Source organism: Inhella gelatinilytica (genome assembly GCF_016093295.1).
Classification (GTDB): domain Bacteria; phylum Pseudomonadota; class Gammaproteobacteria; order Burkholderiales; family Burkholderiaceae_C; genus Inhella; species Inhella gelatinilytica.
The window spans coordinates 21,488-37,090 of record NZ_JAEDAL010000006.1 but is presented as its reverse complement, the minus strand read 5'-3'; the positions used below and the strand labels follow the sequence as shown (position 1 = coordinate 37,090).

General features: G+C 65.9%; 15 protein-coding genes. 5 read left to right on the top strand and 10 right to left on the bottom strand.

The annotated features are described in order from the left end of the window. The first annotated feature begins 124 nt into the window (after nt 1-124). A complete protein-coding gene (locus tag I7X43_RS12150) occupies nt 125-814 on the top strand; it encodes a CYTH domain-containing protein (protein WP_198101212.1) in 690 nt (229 codons plus the stop codon). Between the two features lie 9 nt (nt 815-823). On the opposite strand, the gene I7X43_RS12145 is transcribed toward I7X43_RS12150, so the two are convergent. The 8 genes from I7X43_RS12145 to I7X43_RS12110 all read right to left on the bottom strand — a co-directional run bounded on the left by I7X43_RS12145 (nt 824) and on the right by I7X43_RS12110 (nt 7,125). After that, nucleotides 824-1,624, bottom strand: coding sequence for a substrate-binding periplasmic protein (locus I7X43_RS12145; RefSeq protein WP_198101211.1), 801 nt, complete (start codon nt 1,622-1,624; stop codon nt 824-826). Nucleotides 1,625-1,660: 36 nt separating this feature from the next. Then, nucleotides 1,661-2,377 carry a site-2 protease family protein gene (locus I7X43_RS12140; protein ID WP_198101210.1) on the bottom strand — a complete coding sequence of 239 codons (717 nt, stop codon included), beginning with the start codon at nt 2,375-2,377 and terminating at the stop codon, nt 1,661-1,663. Between the two features lie 79 nt (nt 2,378-2,456). Then, on the bottom strand, nt 2,457-2,693 hold the full coding sequence (locus tag I7X43_RS12135; RefSeq protein WP_198101209.1) for a hypothetical protein: 237 nt from the start codon (nt 2,691-2,693) through the stop codon (nt 2,457-2,459). 137 nt (nt 2,694-2,830) lie between these two features. Further along, complete coding sequence (locus I7X43_RS12130; protein ID WP_198101208.1) at nt 2,831-4,093, bottom strand: type II toxin-antitoxin system HipA family toxin; 1,263 nt, start codon at nt 4,091-4,093, stop codon at nt 2,831-2,833. After that, nucleotides 4,087-4,578 (bottom strand): helix-turn-helix domain-containing protein, encoded by a 492-nt coding sequence (locus tag I7X43_RS12125; protein ID WP_198101207.1) that lies wholly within the window; start codon nt 4,576-4,578, stop codon nt 4,087-4,089. Before I7X43_RS12125 ends, I7X43_RS12130 begins: the two co-directional genes overlap by 7 nt. Nucleotides 4,579-4,597: 19 nt before the next feature. Next, a complete protein-coding gene (locus I7X43_RS12120) occupies nt 4,598-4,834 on the bottom strand; it encodes a hypothetical protein (RefSeq protein ID WP_198101206.1) in 237 nt (78 codons plus the stop codon). A gap of 144 nt (nt 4,835-4,978) precedes the next feature. Then, entirely contained in the window at nt 4,979-5,704 is a 726-nt protein-coding gene (locus I7X43_RS12115) for a response regulator (RefSeq protein ID WP_198101205.1), read from the bottom strand. Next, on the bottom strand, nt 5,701-7,125 hold the full coding sequence (locus tag I7X43_RS12110) for an ATP-binding protein (protein WP_198101204.1): 1,425 nt from the start codon (nt 7,123-7,125) through the stop codon (nt 5,701-5,703). The genes I7X43_RS12115 and I7X43_RS12110 overlap by 4 nt, the downstream gene beginning before the upstream one ends. A 139-nt stretch (nt 7,126-7,264) precedes the next feature. Between I7X43_RS12110 and I7X43_RS12105 the strand changes: the two genes are divergently transcribed. Continuing rightward, nucleotides 7,265-8,536, top strand: coding sequence for a cytochrome-c peroxidase (locus I7X43_RS12105; RefSeq protein WP_198101203.1), 1,272 nt, complete (start codon nt 7,265-7,267; stop codon nt 8,534-8,536). A 33-nt stretch (nt 8,537-8,569) separates the two neighbouring features. Here I7X43_RS12105 and I7X43_RS12100 read toward each other — a convergent pair whose 3' ends face one another. After that, nucleotides 8,570-9,298: a hypothetical protein gene (locus tag I7X43_RS12100; protein ID WP_198101202.1), complete on the bottom strand. Its 729-nt coding sequence runs from the start codon at nt 9,296-9,298 to the stop codon at nt 8,570-8,572. A 7-nt stretch (nt 9,299-9,305) separates the two neighbouring features. Further along, the gene (locus I7X43_RS12095) at nt 9,306-12,851 is read right to left on the bottom strand and encodes an indolepyruvate ferredoxin oxidoreductase family protein (protein WP_198101201.1); all 3,546 of its coding nucleotides are present in this window, start codon (nt 12,849-12,851) and stop codon (nt 9,306-9,308) included. Nucleotides 12,852-13,008: 157 nt separating this feature from the next. Here I7X43_RS12095 and I7X43_RS12090 point away from each other — a divergent pair, with 157 nt between their 5' ends. The 3 genes from I7X43_RS12090 to I7X43_RS12080 are packed head-to-tail and all read left to right on the top strand — an operon-like array spanning nt 13,009 to nt 15,590. Continuing rightward, nucleotides 13,009-13,581 carry an Lrp/AsnC family transcriptional regulator gene (locus tag I7X43_RS12090; protein WP_198101200.1) on the top strand — a complete coding sequence of 191 codons (573 nt, stop codon included), beginning with the start codon at nt 13,009-13,011 and terminating at the stop codon, nt 13,579-13,581. A 12-nt stretch (nt 13,582-13,593) separates the two neighbouring features. Next, nucleotides 13,594-14,715 carry a GGDEF domain-containing protein gene (locus tag I7X43_RS12085; protein ID WP_198101199.1) on the top strand — a complete coding sequence of 374 codons (1,122 nt, stop codon included), beginning with the start codon at nt 13,594-13,596 and terminating at the stop codon, nt 14,713-14,715. Nucleotides 14,716-14,735: 20 nt separating this feature from the next. Beyond that, nucleotides 14,736-15,590: an EamA family transporter gene (locus tag I7X43_RS12080; protein ID WP_198101350.1), complete on the top strand. Its 855-nt coding sequence runs from the start codon at nt 14,736-14,738 to the stop codon at nt 15,588-15,590. The last annotated feature ends 13 nt before the right edge of the window (nt 15,591-15,603 follow it).

Here is a 15,603-nt window from a genome sequence, read left to right as displayed (position 1 = left end):
GCGTTCACGAAATGTTTCAAATTAATTGAACGATGCGCGAACCATTCGATTGGCGAGGGCGGCTACATGCTTGGACAATGCAGGGCCTTTGTGCTGATCCTGCCCCGTGACCCCTGACGCGCCCATGAGCCATCGCGAATTGGAAATTCGGCTGAACGTACCCGATGCAGCCCTGGGGGCGGTGTGGGCGTGGCTACTTGAACTGCCGGGTGCTTTTAGCTTGCCCATGGCGGCCACCTACTTTGATACCGAGGCCAGTGAATTGGCCCAGGCCGGCTGGGGGCTGCGGTTGCGGCGCGAAGGGGAGCTTTGGGTGCAGACACTCAAGGGTCCGGCCTTGGACGATTTGAGCCGTCCCGAACATGAAGTTCCGCGGGAGGTCAGTGCGGGTCGCCCGGCGCTGGATCTGGCGTTGCACCACGACTTTGCCCTCGGCGCCGCAGTGTTGGCGGGCTTGCGGCGGCCTTTGATTCCGACGTTTTCGACGGAGATCGAACGGCTGCGAGTTCCCTTGCCCTTGGTCGACTGCGCTGTGGAAATGGCACTCGATCTGGGTCAGATCCATGCCGGCGGGCGATCGCTTCGTGTGCAGGAGTTGGAACTGGAATGGAAGGCCGGGGAGCTCGGGCCGTTGTTGGATTTGGCCGAGGCGCTGGTGCGTCAACATGGCCTCTTGTGGGAACCCCGCACCAAAGCGGCCCGGGGTCACGCGCTCTCGCACGGCCGGGTATTGGCCGCGCCGGAAGCCGATGTCGAGAGCACGCTCACCCTGCTGCAGCATTGGCGCGAACAAGCGCGGTCGCCGGACGCCTGAACGGTCGGCTTAAGGCTCCAGCCGGAACTGACGGCGTAGCGCGGTCAACTCCCCCCGCGCTTCCATGTGGGGCAACTCCTGTTCGACCCAGTGGTGGAGTTGCGCGCCCAGCGGATGTGCTTTCGTGAACAGCATATGGAAGGCATTGGGCCCCACGCCCGAAAGTTGGGCCCGGCCCAACTCCAAGTCCTCGTCAAACCGGTATCCACTGAGGGCCGAAAGCCCCTGAAAGACCTCTTCGCCCACCACCATGACGTCAATGCGCCCGTGGTGCAGCATTTGCACCAGGTTGGCGTAGCTTTTGGCACGGACAAATTTTTGCGGCTCCGCGTCCTGCAACTGCGAATACGCATAGCCCAGTACGCCGCCCACGACGAAGCGTTTCAAATCCGCCGGTTTTTGAATGTCCAGGCCATTGCGGTGCTGGCGCAAACTCCAAAAGTAAAACGTTCGTGTGGTGTAGAGCGGCCGGGACAACCAGAAGTCTCGCTCCCGCTGAGCGTTCCGACTGGCGTTGAGCAACATGTGATACGGCTTGCCGTGGCGAACGCCTTCTTCACAGCGCTTCCAGGGCACCAAGTCCAGGCGAAAGCTCACGTTCTGGCGCGTCAAAATTCGTCGGATCACTTCGACGGTGTAACCCGTGACTTCGCGGGTCTTCTGTGTGCCGGAACGGACCCAGTAGGTGTAAGGGGGCCATTCCGCTTCGTCATCGCAGATTCGAATCTCCGTGTCGGCACGCTCACCTGCCTGAGCCCAGCAGGACGCAGCAACCACCCAACTCGCGATCAACGTGCTCCAGACGCGCATAAGCCGACGTTAGCCGATTTGAGGGGCGGCCTGCAGTCAGCGATGCGGCCGCAGCAGTGCATGGGTATCGTGGGACATGATGGCCAGGAACGCGACCAAGATGAGATAGGCCGCGCCCCAGCGCCAGCGCAGCGCGGGACTCACGGCGTAATAGGTGGCGGCTTCGGGGCTGCGCCGGTGCTTCCATGCTTGCCAAGCTTGGGGGGCCGCCAGCAGGGCCACGATCAACAGCATGGGGCTGGGGTTCCACCAAAACACGGCCACCAAGAGAGGCCCGCCCAGCAGCCAAATGCGGGGAGACAGCACGCTGGTAATGCGGCCCCCATCGAAGGGCGGCAAGGGAATCAAATTGAAAAGATTCAGGATGAAGCCGCTGTAGGCCACGGCCAGCAACCAGGCGCTCTCAGGGTTGCCTCGCGCCACGGCAAAGCACAGCAAGGCGCCCAGGGTGCCCAACAAGGGCCCGCCCATGCCGATGTAGGCCTCGGTGGCGGCGTCGTGCGGCAGCTTTTTAAGTTCCACCCAGGCGCCGATGAAGGGGATGAACGTGGGCAGCCCCACCGGCAGGCCTTTGAGGCGGGCGGCCACGTAGTGCCCCATCTCGTGCACGAACAGCAACGCAATGAAACCCGCCGCGTAGCGCCACCCAAAGACAAAGGCGTAAAGCACCAGCGAGACCAGCATGGAGCCCGCGCTGGTGAGCACTTTGCCGAACTTGGCACCAGAAAAGAGCAGGGTCAACAGTTTGAGCATGCCCCCATCGTAGGCGCGTTAAAAAACAAAAAGCCCGGCAGAGCCGGGCTTTGTAGACACGCCGCGAGAAGGGCGTGGGTCAGACCGAGGGGGCCTTGACGGACTTCTTGGCGGTCAGCACGACCGTGGGCAGGTGGATGGGCTTTTGGGCGGTCACCACCACGGTGGGCAGCAGGATCGGGGCGGCCTCGTCGGCCAGGTGCATGGGGCTGGCCATCGCAGCGGCGCTGGCGAAAGTCAGGCCGGCCATCAGGGCGAGGGTCAGGCCATCGGTCAGGGTGTTCAGAACCGGGCGGGTGTTGAACTGGGTGGTCATGGTGTTGCTCCTTCAGGTCAGCGTGTTGCGGTGACTGAACTGTGAGCGATCGGGGTTAACCCGAAAACCGATGTGCGATGAACTGCAGGTTTGAGCGCGTGATCCGCGCGCAGGCCGGGGTGAATGGCGGCTCTCGGTCAGCCCCAGTTGCCCCGCTGATCTGTCAGGAATGGCCGGTCGATTTGCTGAGCGAGCGAGTCAATGTCCGCAGGCCGAACGCCGTGCGCGGCGAAGTGTGGCTTCCAGCCTGCCACGACGGCGGCGACCTCGCGCACCTGGGATTCCGCTTCGTGTCGACGCAGCCCAAAAAGCGCGTGCTCAGACAGCGCATTGGCCAAAGTAGCGTCTGCCGCATCGGCGCCCACACGCATTTGTTGATAGCCCAAGGCTTGGCCCGTGGGCAGCACATCGAACGCGGGTGACAGCTCGTACTCTTCGCGCTCGTTCATCAACAGCGCGTGGTTCTTTTCGTGGTCATCGGTGTTGTCGATCAGGATGTTGAACACCATGCGACGAAAGAGCTCTGCCATTTGGGCACGGCCCACTGATTGCTTGGCAACGCCGCGCCGGCGCAGCAGCTGCGCCAGTTCAGGATAGCCGAGGGGCTCACCTGCCGCATGGAGCGCCACATTGGCAGAGAGGGCATGCAGGCGCCGAACCCCGGAGGCCAGGGGCAGGCGGTCAAAGCGCTTGATTGCGATGGCATGGCCCCGAACCAATGGGATCGCTTGGGTCACCGCGACACGAATGCGAGCCCGCGCCGCCAAGGTCATGGTGGCATGTTCCACCAGGGGTGAGTCGAAGGGTTCGCCCAGATCGCCAAACTTCAAGATCCATTGCGCACCTTGTAGGTTTAGCAGCGCCTTGGGCCTGGCACCCCCCATCGTCACACTGGGCACGATCAGCCGGCGCTGGGCCTCCGGCACAGGCTCTCCAGCTGCGACCTTCTTGACCAACTCATGGAGTTGAGCGACATCGGCGAGCCCGGGCAGCGGTCCAAATCGGCGCGGCTGGTATTGATCCTGTGAGGTGGAAACACCCAATGCACCAAACCGTTCATCCCCCGCGAAGTACAGGTACTCCATCAGGGACAAACGTGGCGGCTTGTCCAGGAAGCGAATGACCCGCTCGCCCCATCGATCCGGCTTGGCGTCGTCGACCGCGCCCGCCGCCACCTCAGGGGCCCGGGGCAGGAATTCCGAATCGATCAAAGGCAAGTCTTCGCTCAAGGCGAACCCGGTCTGCAGCCAACTCGGGGCATAGCGCAGTGAAACACCCCTAGACGCCCGAACCAGCTTGAGTTCTCCGATCAGTGCCGGCTGGGTGGGCTCGCCCGTCCACCACAAGTAAAGGGTGTCCAGTGGCTGGCGGACGTCAAGCGGGGAAGCTGCGGTCACCATGACGGGCTCGCCTTCGCACCCGGCCGGGGTGTCGTGTCGTCGGGATTTGACGCTTGGCGCGTCGAGCTGGATGTCGTCTGTTTGGCCAAGCGCACTTCTCGCTCAAGCGCGCCATGGTCAAGCTGCGGAGCGGCCAATTCCGGCAGCGCCTGGATACGCCCCATCATCCACAGCGCGGTGGCCAACGTGCCCATGGCCACCCCTGGATCGCCCTTCTCCATGCGGATCAAAGTGGGGACGGAAACCCCGATACGGGCCGCCCAATCCTTGCGCGATTCCCGTCGCCGCTTGCGGGCAATGGTCAGGTTTTCACCCAACTCTCGCAGTTGGGCGCGCACGATGGGCGGCAACTCAACAAGGGCAATGGATTGTTTTGGCATTTCATAGATGTTATCAAACGGAGCAATATAAGAACATCTATGTTTTGCTGTTGCATTTTCCGCCCACAAAGCACAAAGCCCGGCAGAGCCGGGCTTTGAAGACACGCCGCGAGAAGGGCGTGGGTCAGACCGAGGGGGCCTTGACGGACTTCTTGGCGGTCAGCACGACCGTGGGCAGGTGGATGGGCTTTTGGGCGGTCACCACCACGGTGGGCAGCAGGATCGGGGCGGCCTCGTCGGCCAGGTGCATGGGGCTGGCCATCGCAGCGGCGCTGGCGAAAGTCAGGCCGGCCATCAGGGCGAGGGTCAGGCCATCGGACAGGGTGTCCAGAACCGGGCGGGTGTTGAACTTGGTGCTCATGATGTTGCTCCTTCAGGTCAGCGTGTTGCGGTGACTGAACTGTGAGCGATCGGGGTTAACCCGAAAACCGATGTGCGATGAACTGCAGGTTTGGGCGCGTGATCCGCGTGCAGGCCGGGGTGAATGGTTGTTGAGGGCGAGCCCTCAGCGGCCCAGATGCCCGGCGTCAGGGCTGAACCGGTAGCCCACGCCGTAGACGGATTGAATGCCGCTGCTGCCGCCCAACAAGGCTTCGAGTTTGCGCCGCAGGTTCTTGATGTGGCTGTCGACCGTGCGGTCGCTGAGGTCCCGAAACTCGTCTTGGTGCAGGGCATCTAGCAACTGCGCGCGCTCGTACACCCGCCCGGGCTGCTGGAGCAGGGTGCGGAGCAGTCGGTACTCCACCGGCGTCAGCGTGAGCCACTGCCCGCGCCAGCCGATCCGCTGCCCCGCCTCGTCGAGCACGAAACCGCCCGTGCCCGGAATCTCCACCGCGGATGGGCCCGCCAGTCGCCCTTGTGAGCGCCGCAGCAGGGCGCGCACTCGGGCGACCACTTCGCGCGGGCTGTAGGGCTTGCACAGGTAGTCATCGGCTCCCAGGTCCAAACCCAGCAAACGGTCAAACTCGTCGACCCGGGCGGTGGCCATGAGGATGGGCACGTTCGAGCGTGCCCGCACCCGTTGGCACAGTTGAAGCCCGTCCAGGCCCGGCAACATGATGTCCAGTAGCAGGGCATCCCAGGGTCCGTCGGATTCAAAGCGGTGCCAAGCCTGCAGGCCGTCAGCGCAGGGCTCGGCGCGGTAGCCGGCATGGCGAAGGTAGTCCAACAGCAGTTGGGCAATGGCGGGGTCGTCTTCCACCACCAAGATGCGGGCGGGTTGGGGGGTCATGGCGGCGGGCTGGACGGGAGGGACAGGGTCACGCGCAAGCCCCCGCGGGGGCTGGTGCTGGCCTGCAGGCGCCCGCCATGGCGTTGAACCCAGGCCTGGGCAATGGACAAGCCCAGACCGCTGCCGGCGCCGTCTCGCCGCTGGCGGGCGGGGTCGGCACGGAACAGCGGGTCAAACAGCTTGGGCAGCAGGCCTGGGGAAACGCCCGGCGGGCTGTCATCGACTTGGATCTGCACGCCCTCTCCAACCGCTTCCACAGTCACTTCGAGGAGGCCCGGTGCATCCGTGTAGGCCACGGCATTGGTCAAGAGGTTGTCCATCACCTGCTCAATGCGCACCCCGTCCCAGCGGACTGGGGGTAGCGGCGGCAGAGGGTGGAGGGCCAGCGTCAGCCCGGCCTGAGCGGCCAAAGCTTGGTGGCGAGCGACGACACCTTGCACCAAGTCCCCCACCTCCAGCGTGTGAGGGTGGAAGGGTAAGGCCCCCAGATCGGCCAAAGCCAAGCAGTGAAAGTCGTCGGCCAGGCGGCGCAAGCGTCCGACTTCTCTGGATAAGGCCTCCAGGCGCTCGTCGTTGAAGGGCCGAACGCCATCCCGCACGGCCTCCAGCTCGCCGCGCAAGACGGTGAGCGGGGTGCGCAGCTCGTGGGAGAGCTCCGCCATCCAGCGCCGGCGGCTGGATTCGAGCGACTGCAGGGCGGCCGCCAGGTGGTTCACGTCGTCCACGAGCGCATCGAACTCGTTGCGCAGGGCCGCGGCGCGGCGCGGCAGGCGCACGCTGAAATCCCCTTGGGCCAGGCGGTGGCTGGCCTTCTGGACAGCGGTCAGGGGCTGCAACCAGCGGCGCGCCAGGCCCCAGGCCAGGGCCGCGGCCAGGGCCGCGACGACGGCGCCGATGGCCAGCATGCCCAGGAATTGACGCTGCAGAAAACGACGGTCCAGGGCCTCGGGTGCTTCGGGACGGGGCATCAGGCGCGCCAGCGCCACGGTCCGCCCCTCCAGGACGATGGGTTCTTCCAGCGGCTGGCGGCCGGGGGGCGGGGAGCGGCCCCAGATCAAGTGCCCCTGCGGATCCACCAGCGACAGGCCGCGCCGCGCCGGGTCCCGTTCGCCACCCGGAGGCGGTCGGGGCCGATCGGGCGGTCTGCCATCCGGCCCTGGCGGTGGCCCGGGTGGCCCTTCAAGGAGGTCGCCTCCAGGCGGCAGCAAGCGCTGGGGTTGGGCTCGGAGCCCTTCAATGCCCCACTGGTCAATCGCCGCACGGGCTGCCCCGGCAAAACTTTGGAGCCGCTGCCGGTCCTGAGCGCGCAGGTAATCCGAGAACCCCGCCCGCAGGTTCCATGCCATCAAGCCCCCCATGGCGGCAGCGGCCGCCAGGGCCGTGGCCAGGAGGGTCAGGCTGAGTTGATGGGCCAAGCGCACGCGTTCACTCTAGTGGCAGTTGGGTGGCCAAGTGTGGAGGGCGTCTGCACATTCGGTTCATTCTTGCTGCGCAATGGGTCGCCACAGTGCGCGCAGGCCGAGCCACTTTTCTGGCCGCAAGACCTTGAAGGAGACCGTCATGTCCTTGCCCCGCCCCACCTTTCTCGACCGCAGCTGGCGTGCGATTCCGGCCGTGTTTGCGGCGGTGTTGATGCTGACCGCTTGCGGCGGCGGATCGGACCCGGCCCCGAACATGCAGGCGGCGGCCAACCCGCCCGCGGCGCCTGCGTCCGCGCCGACCCCTGCGCCAGACCCCACCACAGCCCCTGCGCCGACCGACCCCAAATTCGTGGTGGGCGACCGCCTGTTCCACGAGCCCGCCCTCTCGGCCAGCGGTCGGCAATCCTGCGCCAGCTGTCATGAGGCGAGCCGGGGCCACGCGGATCCGCTGGGCACTTTTCTCCCCCTTGGAGGCGCGGATGGGCAGCAGCAAGGCATTCGCAGCACCCCGACGTCCCGCTACTTGGACGCCGCCGGCCCGTTCACTTTCAACGACCAAGGCCAGCCGCGGGGCGGCTTGCTCTGGGACGGTCGAGCCGACACCCGGGCCCAGCAGGCTCGAGGGCCGCTGTTCAGTGCCGCCGAGATGGCCAATGCCTCAACGGCCGATTACGTGCGTCGCCTGCGGACCACGGGGGCCTATGGGGAGCTGCTGCGGGCCTACAGTTTGAATGAAACGGCCAGTGATGAGGCGCTCTTGTCGGCGAGCCTGGATGCGCTGGCGCAGTACCAGGCGCGCGATCCGGACTACCACCCGTTCACCAGCAAATTCGACCGGGTGCAGGCCGGGCAAGCCAGCTTTACCGCGGCTGAAGCGCGGGGGCTGGCCGCGTTCAACGACCCGCAACGCGGCAACTGCGCCAGCTGCCACGACAGCCAGCCGCGCAACGGGCGCGCGGCCCTGTTCACCGACTTCTCGTATCACGCGCTGGGCGTGCCGCGCACGGTGAGCACGGCCACGGCGGCCCCCAACTTCTTTGACTTGGGCCTGTGCGGCCCCTTGCGCACCGACCTGAGTGGTCGCACGGAGCTGTGTGGGCGATTCAAAGTGCCGACGCTGCGCAATGTGGCCGTCACCGGGCCGTACTTCCACAACGCCCGCTTCAGCACCCTGGAGGAGGTGGTGAGCTTTTACGCCTTGCGGGATGTGGACCCGGCGCGCTTCTATCCGGTGATGTCGGGCCAGGTCCAGCGTTTCGACGACTTGCCGCTGGCCTACCACGCCAATGTGGAGCGTCGGGCGCCCTTTGCGCCGTTGCCGGGCAATCGCGCGCGGCTCTCACCCCAAGAGGTGAGTGACATCGTGGCGTTCTTGAACACCCTGACGGACGCGCCGCCCACGGCGCCTTGAAGGACTCAGTCGCGGGTGACGGGTCTGGGGGACTCAAGGCCGCTCGGGGGCGGGGACCCAACTCAGGGTCCAGTCCAGCACCACGGTGTCCTGGACCGCCAGCAAGCCACCCAAGAGGCTGAAGGCTTGCAGGCCATGATCTTGGTGGCGCAAGGCCAATCGGCCCTCCATGCGCCAGATCTCGGGGGCCTCTCCGGTCGCCGGGCTGTGGCGCACGTGCAGGGCGACGCGGTAGTTCTGCCTCTGTCCGGCCAGGGTGAGGCTCACTGTGGCCACCCACCAGGGGGCTGCGCCGGCAAGGTCTAGCAGGTCGAGCTGGACGTCGGGGTGGGTGTTGGCCTGCAGGGCCAGCAGCAGGTTGCGCCGCGTGGCCGCACGCGCCGCGTCGTCGAGCGGGCGCTCGTTGAACTCCCCGCCGGCTTCGGCCCGCCAGGCGGGGTGGTCGAGTTCCAGTTCGGCCAGGGGCACACGTAGGGCCCCACTGGCGCCGGCCAGGCCGCGCGGCGGCAACCACAGCCAGCCTTCGAAGCGCTCGGCCTGCAGGATGTGGTGGTGGCCCACGCGCTCGCCCAGGGAGCCACCTCGGAAGGCCACGATGCGCAGCTGGGAGCGGCCGGGGTCGGCCCTCCAGCGCTGACCTTCACCGTTGGGTTGTGGCACGGGTCGGGCCGTGGCGCCACCGGGGTCGGTGCCGACGCGGGGCGCTGGCACCGAACTGCAGCCTGCCAGGGGCAGGAGCAGCAAGGCCGCGCGCCGTTTCATCGGAGACTCAGGCGTTCCACTGCGCCATCAAGCGCTCCCACTTGGGCAGCACGGCTTGCACATGGCGTTCCTTCACATGGCCGTAGCCGCGGATGTCTTCGGGCAAACGCGCCAGCTCCAGCGCTTGCGGCAGGCGCTCCGCAGTTAGCGAGGCGAGCAGGGCGTCGACCGTCTGTCGGTAGCGCTGAATCAGGCCGCGCTCCATCTTGCGCTCTTCGGTGTGGCCGAAGACGTCCAACGCCGTGCCGCGCAGGCCCTTGAGGCTCGCCAGCACCCGGAAGGCCGGGCGCACCCAGGCGCCAAAGGGCTTTTTCATCAGCTCGCCCTTGTCGTTCTTTTGGGCCAGCAGCGGCGGCGCCAGGTGGTGCACCAGCTTGTAGTCGCCTTCAAACTGCGCGGCGACCTTGGCGGTGAAGCTCGGGTCGGTGTGCAGGCGGGCGACTTCGTACTCGTCTTTATAGGCCATCAGCTTGAACAGGTACTTGGCCACGGCCTCTGAGAGCGCCTTGCTGCCGAGTTTCTCTTCTGCTGCGCGTACCTGGTCCACCACGGCCTTGTACTGGGCGGCGTAGGCGGCGTTTTGGTAGCCCGTCAGGAACTCGACACGCTGGGCCACCATTTCATCCAGCGACGGGCGTTTGATCAGTTGCACCACCGCTTCCGCGGCGAACAGGCTCTTGACCTTGGCGTAGTCCGCCGCGCAGCGGCGGCCCCACTCGAAGGCGGCCTTGTTGTTGTCGACTTGAACGGCATTGAGTTCGATGGCGCGCTGGATGGCCGCGAAGGAGAGCGGGATGCGGCCCATCTGCCATGCATAGCCCATCATGATGGGGTTGGTGTAGATGCTGTCCCCGAGCAGCTTGACGGCGACTTCCTCGGCGTCGAACTTGCCCAGCAGGTCTTTGCCGACCGCGTTTTCCAGCGCCTGCTCACACGCGCTGCCCGGGTGCTGCCAGTCGGGTTGGAGCACAAAGCTGGCGGTGGGGCTGGTGTGGGTGTTCAGGGCCACAAAGGTGCGGCCGGGACGCATGGTTTGCAGCGTGGCCTTGTTGGCGGCCACGATGCCGTCACAGCCGATGATCAAGTCGGCCTCGGCCGTGCCCACCTTGGTGCAGTGAATGGCTTCCTGGGCGTTGGCAATCTGGATGTGACTCCAGGTGCTGCCGCCCTTTTGCGCCAAACCGGCCGCGTCCTGCGTGACCACGCCCTTGCCTTCCAGGTGCGCGGCCATGCCGAGCAACTGGCCGATGGTGATCACGCCCGTGCCGCCGACGCCGGCCACCACGATGCCCCAGGCGGTCTCGCAGGTGGGCAGGGTGGGATGGGGCATCTCGCCCAGCAGTGCGTTGTCAAACGGCGAGGCCTTTTTGCCTTTGGACTTTTTGAGCTGACCGCCCTCGACCGTGACGAAGCTGGGGCAGAAGCCCTTGACGCACGAGAGGTCCTGGTTGCAGCTGTTCTGGTTGATGGTGCGCTTGCGGCCGAAGTCGGTCTCCAGCGGCTCGATGGACAGGCAGTTGCTCTGCACGCCGCAGTCGCCGCAGCCTTCGCAGACCAGCTCGTTGATCACCACGCGCTTTTCGCTCACGGCCATCTTGCCGCGCTTGCGGCGGCGGCGCTTCTCGGTGGCGCAGGTCTGGTCGTAGAGGATGGCGCTGACGCCCTCGATCTCGCGGAACTCGCGCTGGATGGCGTCGAGTTGATCCCGATGGTGCACCTGCACCCCGGCGGGCAGGGCCACGCCGGTGTACTTCTCGGGGCTGTCGGTGACGATGCAAAACTTGGCCACGCCCTCGCTGATCACGCTGTTCATGATCTGCAGGACCGAGTGGCCCTCGGGGCGCTCGCCGACCTGCTGACCCCCGGTCATGGCGACCGCATCGTTGTAGAGGATCTTGTAGGTGATGTTCACGCCCGCCGCGATGGACTGGCGAATGGCCAGGATGCCGCTGTGGAAGTAGGTGCCATCGCCCAGGTTGCAGAAGATGTGCTTGGCCTTGCTGAAAGCGCTCTGGCCGACCCAGGGCACGCCCTCACCGCCCATCTGCGTGAACGTGCTGGTGTTGCGACCGGGCATCCAGCTGACCATGTAGTGGCAGCCAATGCCGGCCACGGCGCGCGAGCCCTCGGGGACGCGCGTCGAGGTGTTGTGCGGGCAGCCTGAGCAGAACCAGGGCACACGGTCGGCACCGCCGGCGACTTTGATCTCGTCGGTCAGCGCGCGGTCCTTGGCCTCGATGACGGCCATGCGGGCATCCAGGCGCGCGGCCACGTCGGCGTCCACGCCCAATTTTTTGAGGCGCTGGGTGATGGCGCGCGCAATGATGGCCGGCGTCAGGTCGGCCTGCGGGCGCAGCAGCCAGTTCTTGCTCGGGTTGGGCAGGCCCCACTCGCCGCCGCTTTGCTCGTCATCGTCGAACTTGCCCAGCACGTGCGGGCGCACGTCGGAGCGCCAGTTGTAGAGCTGCTCCTTGATTTGGTATTCGATGACCTGGCGCTTTTCTTCGATGACCAGAATTTCTTTCAGCCCGGTGGCGAACTCGCGCGTGATGTTGGCTTCCAGCGGCCACACCACATTCACCTTGTGCAGGCGGATGCCCAGTCGGCGGCAGGTGTCGTCGTCCAGGCCGAGGTCGAAGAGGGCCTGACGAGTGTCGTTGTAGGCCTTGCCCGAGGCGATCAGGCCCAGGCGGTCCTGATTCGTTTCGATGACGTTGTAGTTCAGCTTGTTGGCCCGGATGTAGGCCAGCGCGGCGTACCACTTGTGGTCCATCATCCGCGCCTCTTGCTCCAGCGGCGGATCGGGCCAGCGGATGTGCAGGCCCCCCGCGGGCATCTCGAAGTCCTCGGGCATCAGGATCTTGACGCGGTCCGGGCTCACGTCCACGGTGGCGCCGCTCTCGACGATCTCCTGAATCGTCTTCATGCCGCTCCACAGGCCCGAGTAGCGGCTTAGGGCAAAGGCGTGCAGGCCCATGTCCAGGATGTCTTGCACCGTGGTCGGGAAGAACACCGGGAAGCCGACGGCCTTGAACACGTGGTCGCTCTGGTGCGCGGCGGTGGAGCTCTTGGAGATGTGGTCGTCGCCGGCGATGGCGATCACGCCGCCATGCTGGGCGGTGCCGGCCATGTTGGCGTGCTTGAACACGTCAATGCAGCGGTCCACCCCCGGGCCCTTGCCGTACCAGATGCCGAAAACGCCGTCGTACTTTTTTTCTTGCGGGTGCAGATCCAGTTGCTGGGTGCCCCAGACCGCCGTGGCGCCCAGTTCCTCGTTCACGCCGGGTTTGAAGACGACGTGGTTCTTTTCCAGGTGCTTGCGGGCGGCCCACAGCGCTTGGTCGTAGCCGCCCAGCGGCGAGCCGCGGTAGCCGCTCACGAAACCGGCGGTGTTGAGGCCCACCAGCGCGTCGCGCGTGCGCTGCAGGATGGGCAGGCGCACCAGCGCTTGCACCCCGCTCATGAAGGCGCGGCCGCGGTCCAGCGCGTACTTGTCGTCCAGCGTGACGGTTTCGATGGCGCGGCGAATGTGCTCAGGCAAGGGTGCGTTCATGGCAGGCCCGACAAAAAGGAAGGGTGGGAGGGGCGCGCGGCGCAGGCGCGAAAGGTCCGCCAGTGTAAAAACATCGACGTGAGAAGTGCTTGCGATGTTTGCCCTAATCTGGAGCAATTGAGCAAGAATCTTGCTTTTCAATACCTAGGACCGAATCATGGGTGCCACGACGCGCCAATCTGGGAAAGACCCGCGCCAAGCGATCGCGGCAGCCAAGCGGGCTGCGGATGCGGGCGAAGAGCGCAGTGGGGATCAACTCGATCGCTACGACTTGGCCATCCTGGTGGCGCTGCAGGCCGACGCCCGGCTGACGAACGCCGAACTGGCGCAACGCATCGGGCTTTCTGCGGCCCCCACGTGGCGGCGCGTGCGCTGGTTGGAAGAGCAGGGTTTCATTACGGGCTATCGGGCGGAAATTGACCGTCGACGCATTGGATTGGGGGTGCTGGCCTTTGTGAAGGTGGATGCGGATCGCAACAACGCTGCCGCCACGCGGGAACTGGAGGCCGCACTCCGTGCCCTGCCCGAAGTGATCAGTTGCCACTACATCAGCGGAGCGGGTACCTTTGAATTGCAGGTGGTGGCCACTGACTTGGATGCTTTCAGCCGCTTCACCCTGGAAACCTTGTTGGTTTTGCCCAATGTCGGTGACGTGCACACCAGCTTCTCGCTGGGGGAAGTCAAGACCGCGGGCGCACTACCCCTAGGACATTTACGGCCGTCGCGCTGATACGCTGAGCCCATGTCTGTCCACCCCAGTCCGTCCAACGACGCCCTGCCGCTGGCGGGGATGCTGGGCAGCGAGCGCCGCTTGCGCATCCGTATGGGGCAGCAAGTCCTGTCGCTGGCGCTGGTGTTCGGAAACGGGCTGTTGTTGACCTATGCGGCTCACTTGGCGGGTACTCCGACCTGGGTGACGGGGCTGTGGTTTGCGCTGGCGGTGGGGTTTCAACTCATGATGGCGCTGGCTGTGAGGCTGGAATGGACCGCGGGTCGGGATGATCCGTCGCTGGCCGCCGTGCAAATCGGCGTCATGGTGTTGCTCGGCGCCGCGGCGTACCCGCTGGCGGGCCCATTGCGAGCGCTGGCCGTCCCCACCTTGCTCATTACGCTGGCCTTTGGCATGTTCGCTCGCTGCGGCCAGGCCATGTTTCGGCTGACGGTCTTGGGGCTCTTGCTGCTCTTGGCCGTCATGGGGCTGGATTATTGGGTGTGGCCGGGCCGATCCAGCCCCGACGAGAACATCGGGCACGCCCTGTGTGCCCTGTTTACCTTTCCTGCGCTGGGATTGCTGATGCACCGGATGGCGCGGCTGCGCGACCGTCAGCGTGAGCAGCGCCAGGCGTTGAATGAAGCCCTGGTCCGCATCAAGCGGCTGGCGCGGCGTGATGACCTGACGGGGCTATACAACCGCCGACAAGGCAAACGCGTCATGCTGGAAGCGCTGCAGCGCCAAAAGCGGGCGCCGACCGGGCTGTTGGTGGTGTTGCTGGATCTGGACCATTTCAAAAAGATCAACGACACCCAAGGGCATGCGGCGGGGGATGCGGTGTTGCGCTGCTTTGCCAAAGCGTTGACCCAGAGTCTTCGGAAGGGGGATGCGGCGGTTCGTTGGGGCGGAGAGGAATTCTTGGCGGTGCTGGAGCCGACCGCACAGGAGGGCTTGGTGGCGTGGCTGGCGCGCCTCAAGCTCGGCATCGAGCGGCAGCCCTTGGTCACCGAACGGCCCGAATTGCGGTTCACCTTCAGTGGCGGGGCGGCGTTTTGGCGCCACGGCGAAAGCCTGGAGGCCTGGGTGGATCGGGCTGACCAAGCGCTGTACCGCGCCAAGGCTGAGGGGCGAGACCGGGTGCTGCTGGAATGATGGCCGTTCGGGACCCTGGGCTGCCGCCGCGCCACGCCCTGTTGGCGCTGGCGGTGGTGGGGGTGTGGGGCAGCAACTTTGTGGTCATGAAGTGGGCCCTGCAGAGCTTTCCACCTTTGTGGCTGGCGACGCTGCGTTTCGCCCTGTCGGCCTTGCCCCTGCTCGTCCTCCCGCGCCCCCCGGTGTCCTGGCGGGTGCTGGGGGGCTACGGACTGCTCATCGGGGTGGGCATGTTTGGGCTGCTTTTTGTCGCCCTGCAGACCGGAATCTCGCCGGGTCTTGCGTCCTTGGTGGTGCAAAGCCAAGTGTTCTTCACCTTGCTGATGCTTTGGGCCCTGAAGGGCCAGGGGCTGAAGCGCCTTCAGGGGTGGGCGTTGGCGTGCGCGGCGCTGGGCGTGGTGTGGATTGCTGCGCAACAAGATGCGGCGGCCACACCGCTGGGGTTGCTGCTGACGCTCATGGCGGCCCTCAGTTGGGCGGTGGCCAATGTCGTGGGCCAGGCGGCCGGCCGGGTCAACATGCTGGCCTTCATGGTGTGGAGCAGTGCGGCGGCGGCACCCGCGCTGGCGCTTGTGGCGCTGACCGTTGAGGGCGCCGCGGCGTTTTCAGAGGCGGTGACGGCCGCCTCCCCAGCGGCCTGGGCCGCTGTGGGATGGCAGGCCGTGGGCAATACCTTGTTTGGCTACGGGGCCTGGGGCTGGTTGCTGGCCCGCCACAACGCCTCGGCGGTGGTGCCGTGGGCGTTGCTGGTGCCTGTGGTGGGGATGGCCTGTTCCTGGCTGCTGCTGGGCGAACCCCTGCCGGCCTGGAAGTGGGCCGGGGCCGGGGCCGTAATGGTCGGTCTCTTGCTGAATACTTGGGCCCTGCGCCGTTAGGGCGGCGATGACA

Bases quoted from the DNA above. Each gene is read 5' to 3' on its own strand.
- I7X43_RS12150 (WP_198101212.1), top strand. From the start codon at position 125: ATGAGCCATCGCGAATTGGAAATTCGGCTGAACGTACCCGATGCAGCC.
- I7X43_RS12145 (WP_198101211.1), bottom strand. From the start codon at position 1,624: ATGCGCGTCTGGAGCACGTTGATCGCGAGTTGGGTGGTTGCTGCGTCC.
- I7X43_RS12140 (WP_198101210.1), bottom strand. From the start codon at position 2,377: ATGCTCAAACTGTTGACCCTGCTCTTTTCTGGTGCCAAGTTCGGCAAA.
- I7X43_RS12135 (WP_198101209.1), bottom strand. From the start codon at position 2,693: ATGACCACCCAGTTCAACACCCGCCCGGTTCTGAACACCCTGACCGAT.
- I7X43_RS12130 (WP_198101208.1), bottom strand. From the start codon at position 4,093: ATGGTGACCGCAGCTTCCCCGCTTGACGTCCGCCAGCCACTGGACACC.
- I7X43_RS12120 (WP_198101206.1), bottom strand. From the start codon at position 4,834: ATGAGCACCAAGTTCAACACCCGCCCGGTTCTGGACACCCTGTCCGAT.
- I7X43_RS12115 (WP_198101205.1), bottom strand. From the start codon at position 5,704: ATGACCCCCCAACCCGCCCGCATCTTGGTGGTGGAAGACGACCCCGCC.
- I7X43_RS12105 (WP_198101203.1), top strand. From the start codon at position 7,265: ATGTCCTTGCCCCGCCCCACCTTTCTCGACCGCAGCTGGCGTGCGATT.
- I7X43_RS12100 (WP_198101202.1), bottom strand. From the start codon at position 9,298: ATGAAACGGCGCGCGGCCTTGCTGCTCCTGCCCCTGGCAGGCTGCAGT.
- I7X43_RS12095 (WP_198101201.1), bottom strand. From the start codon at position 12,851: ATGAACGCACCCTTGCCTGAGCACATTCGCCGCGCCATCGAAACCGTC.
- I7X43_RS12090 (WP_198101200.1), top strand. From the start codon at position 13,009: ATGGGTGCCACGACGCGCCAATCTGGGAAAGACCCGCGCCAAGCGATC.
- I7X43_RS12085 (WP_198101199.1), top strand. From the start codon at position 13,594: ATGTCTGTCCACCCCAGTCCGTCCAACGACGCCCTGCCGCTGGCGGGG.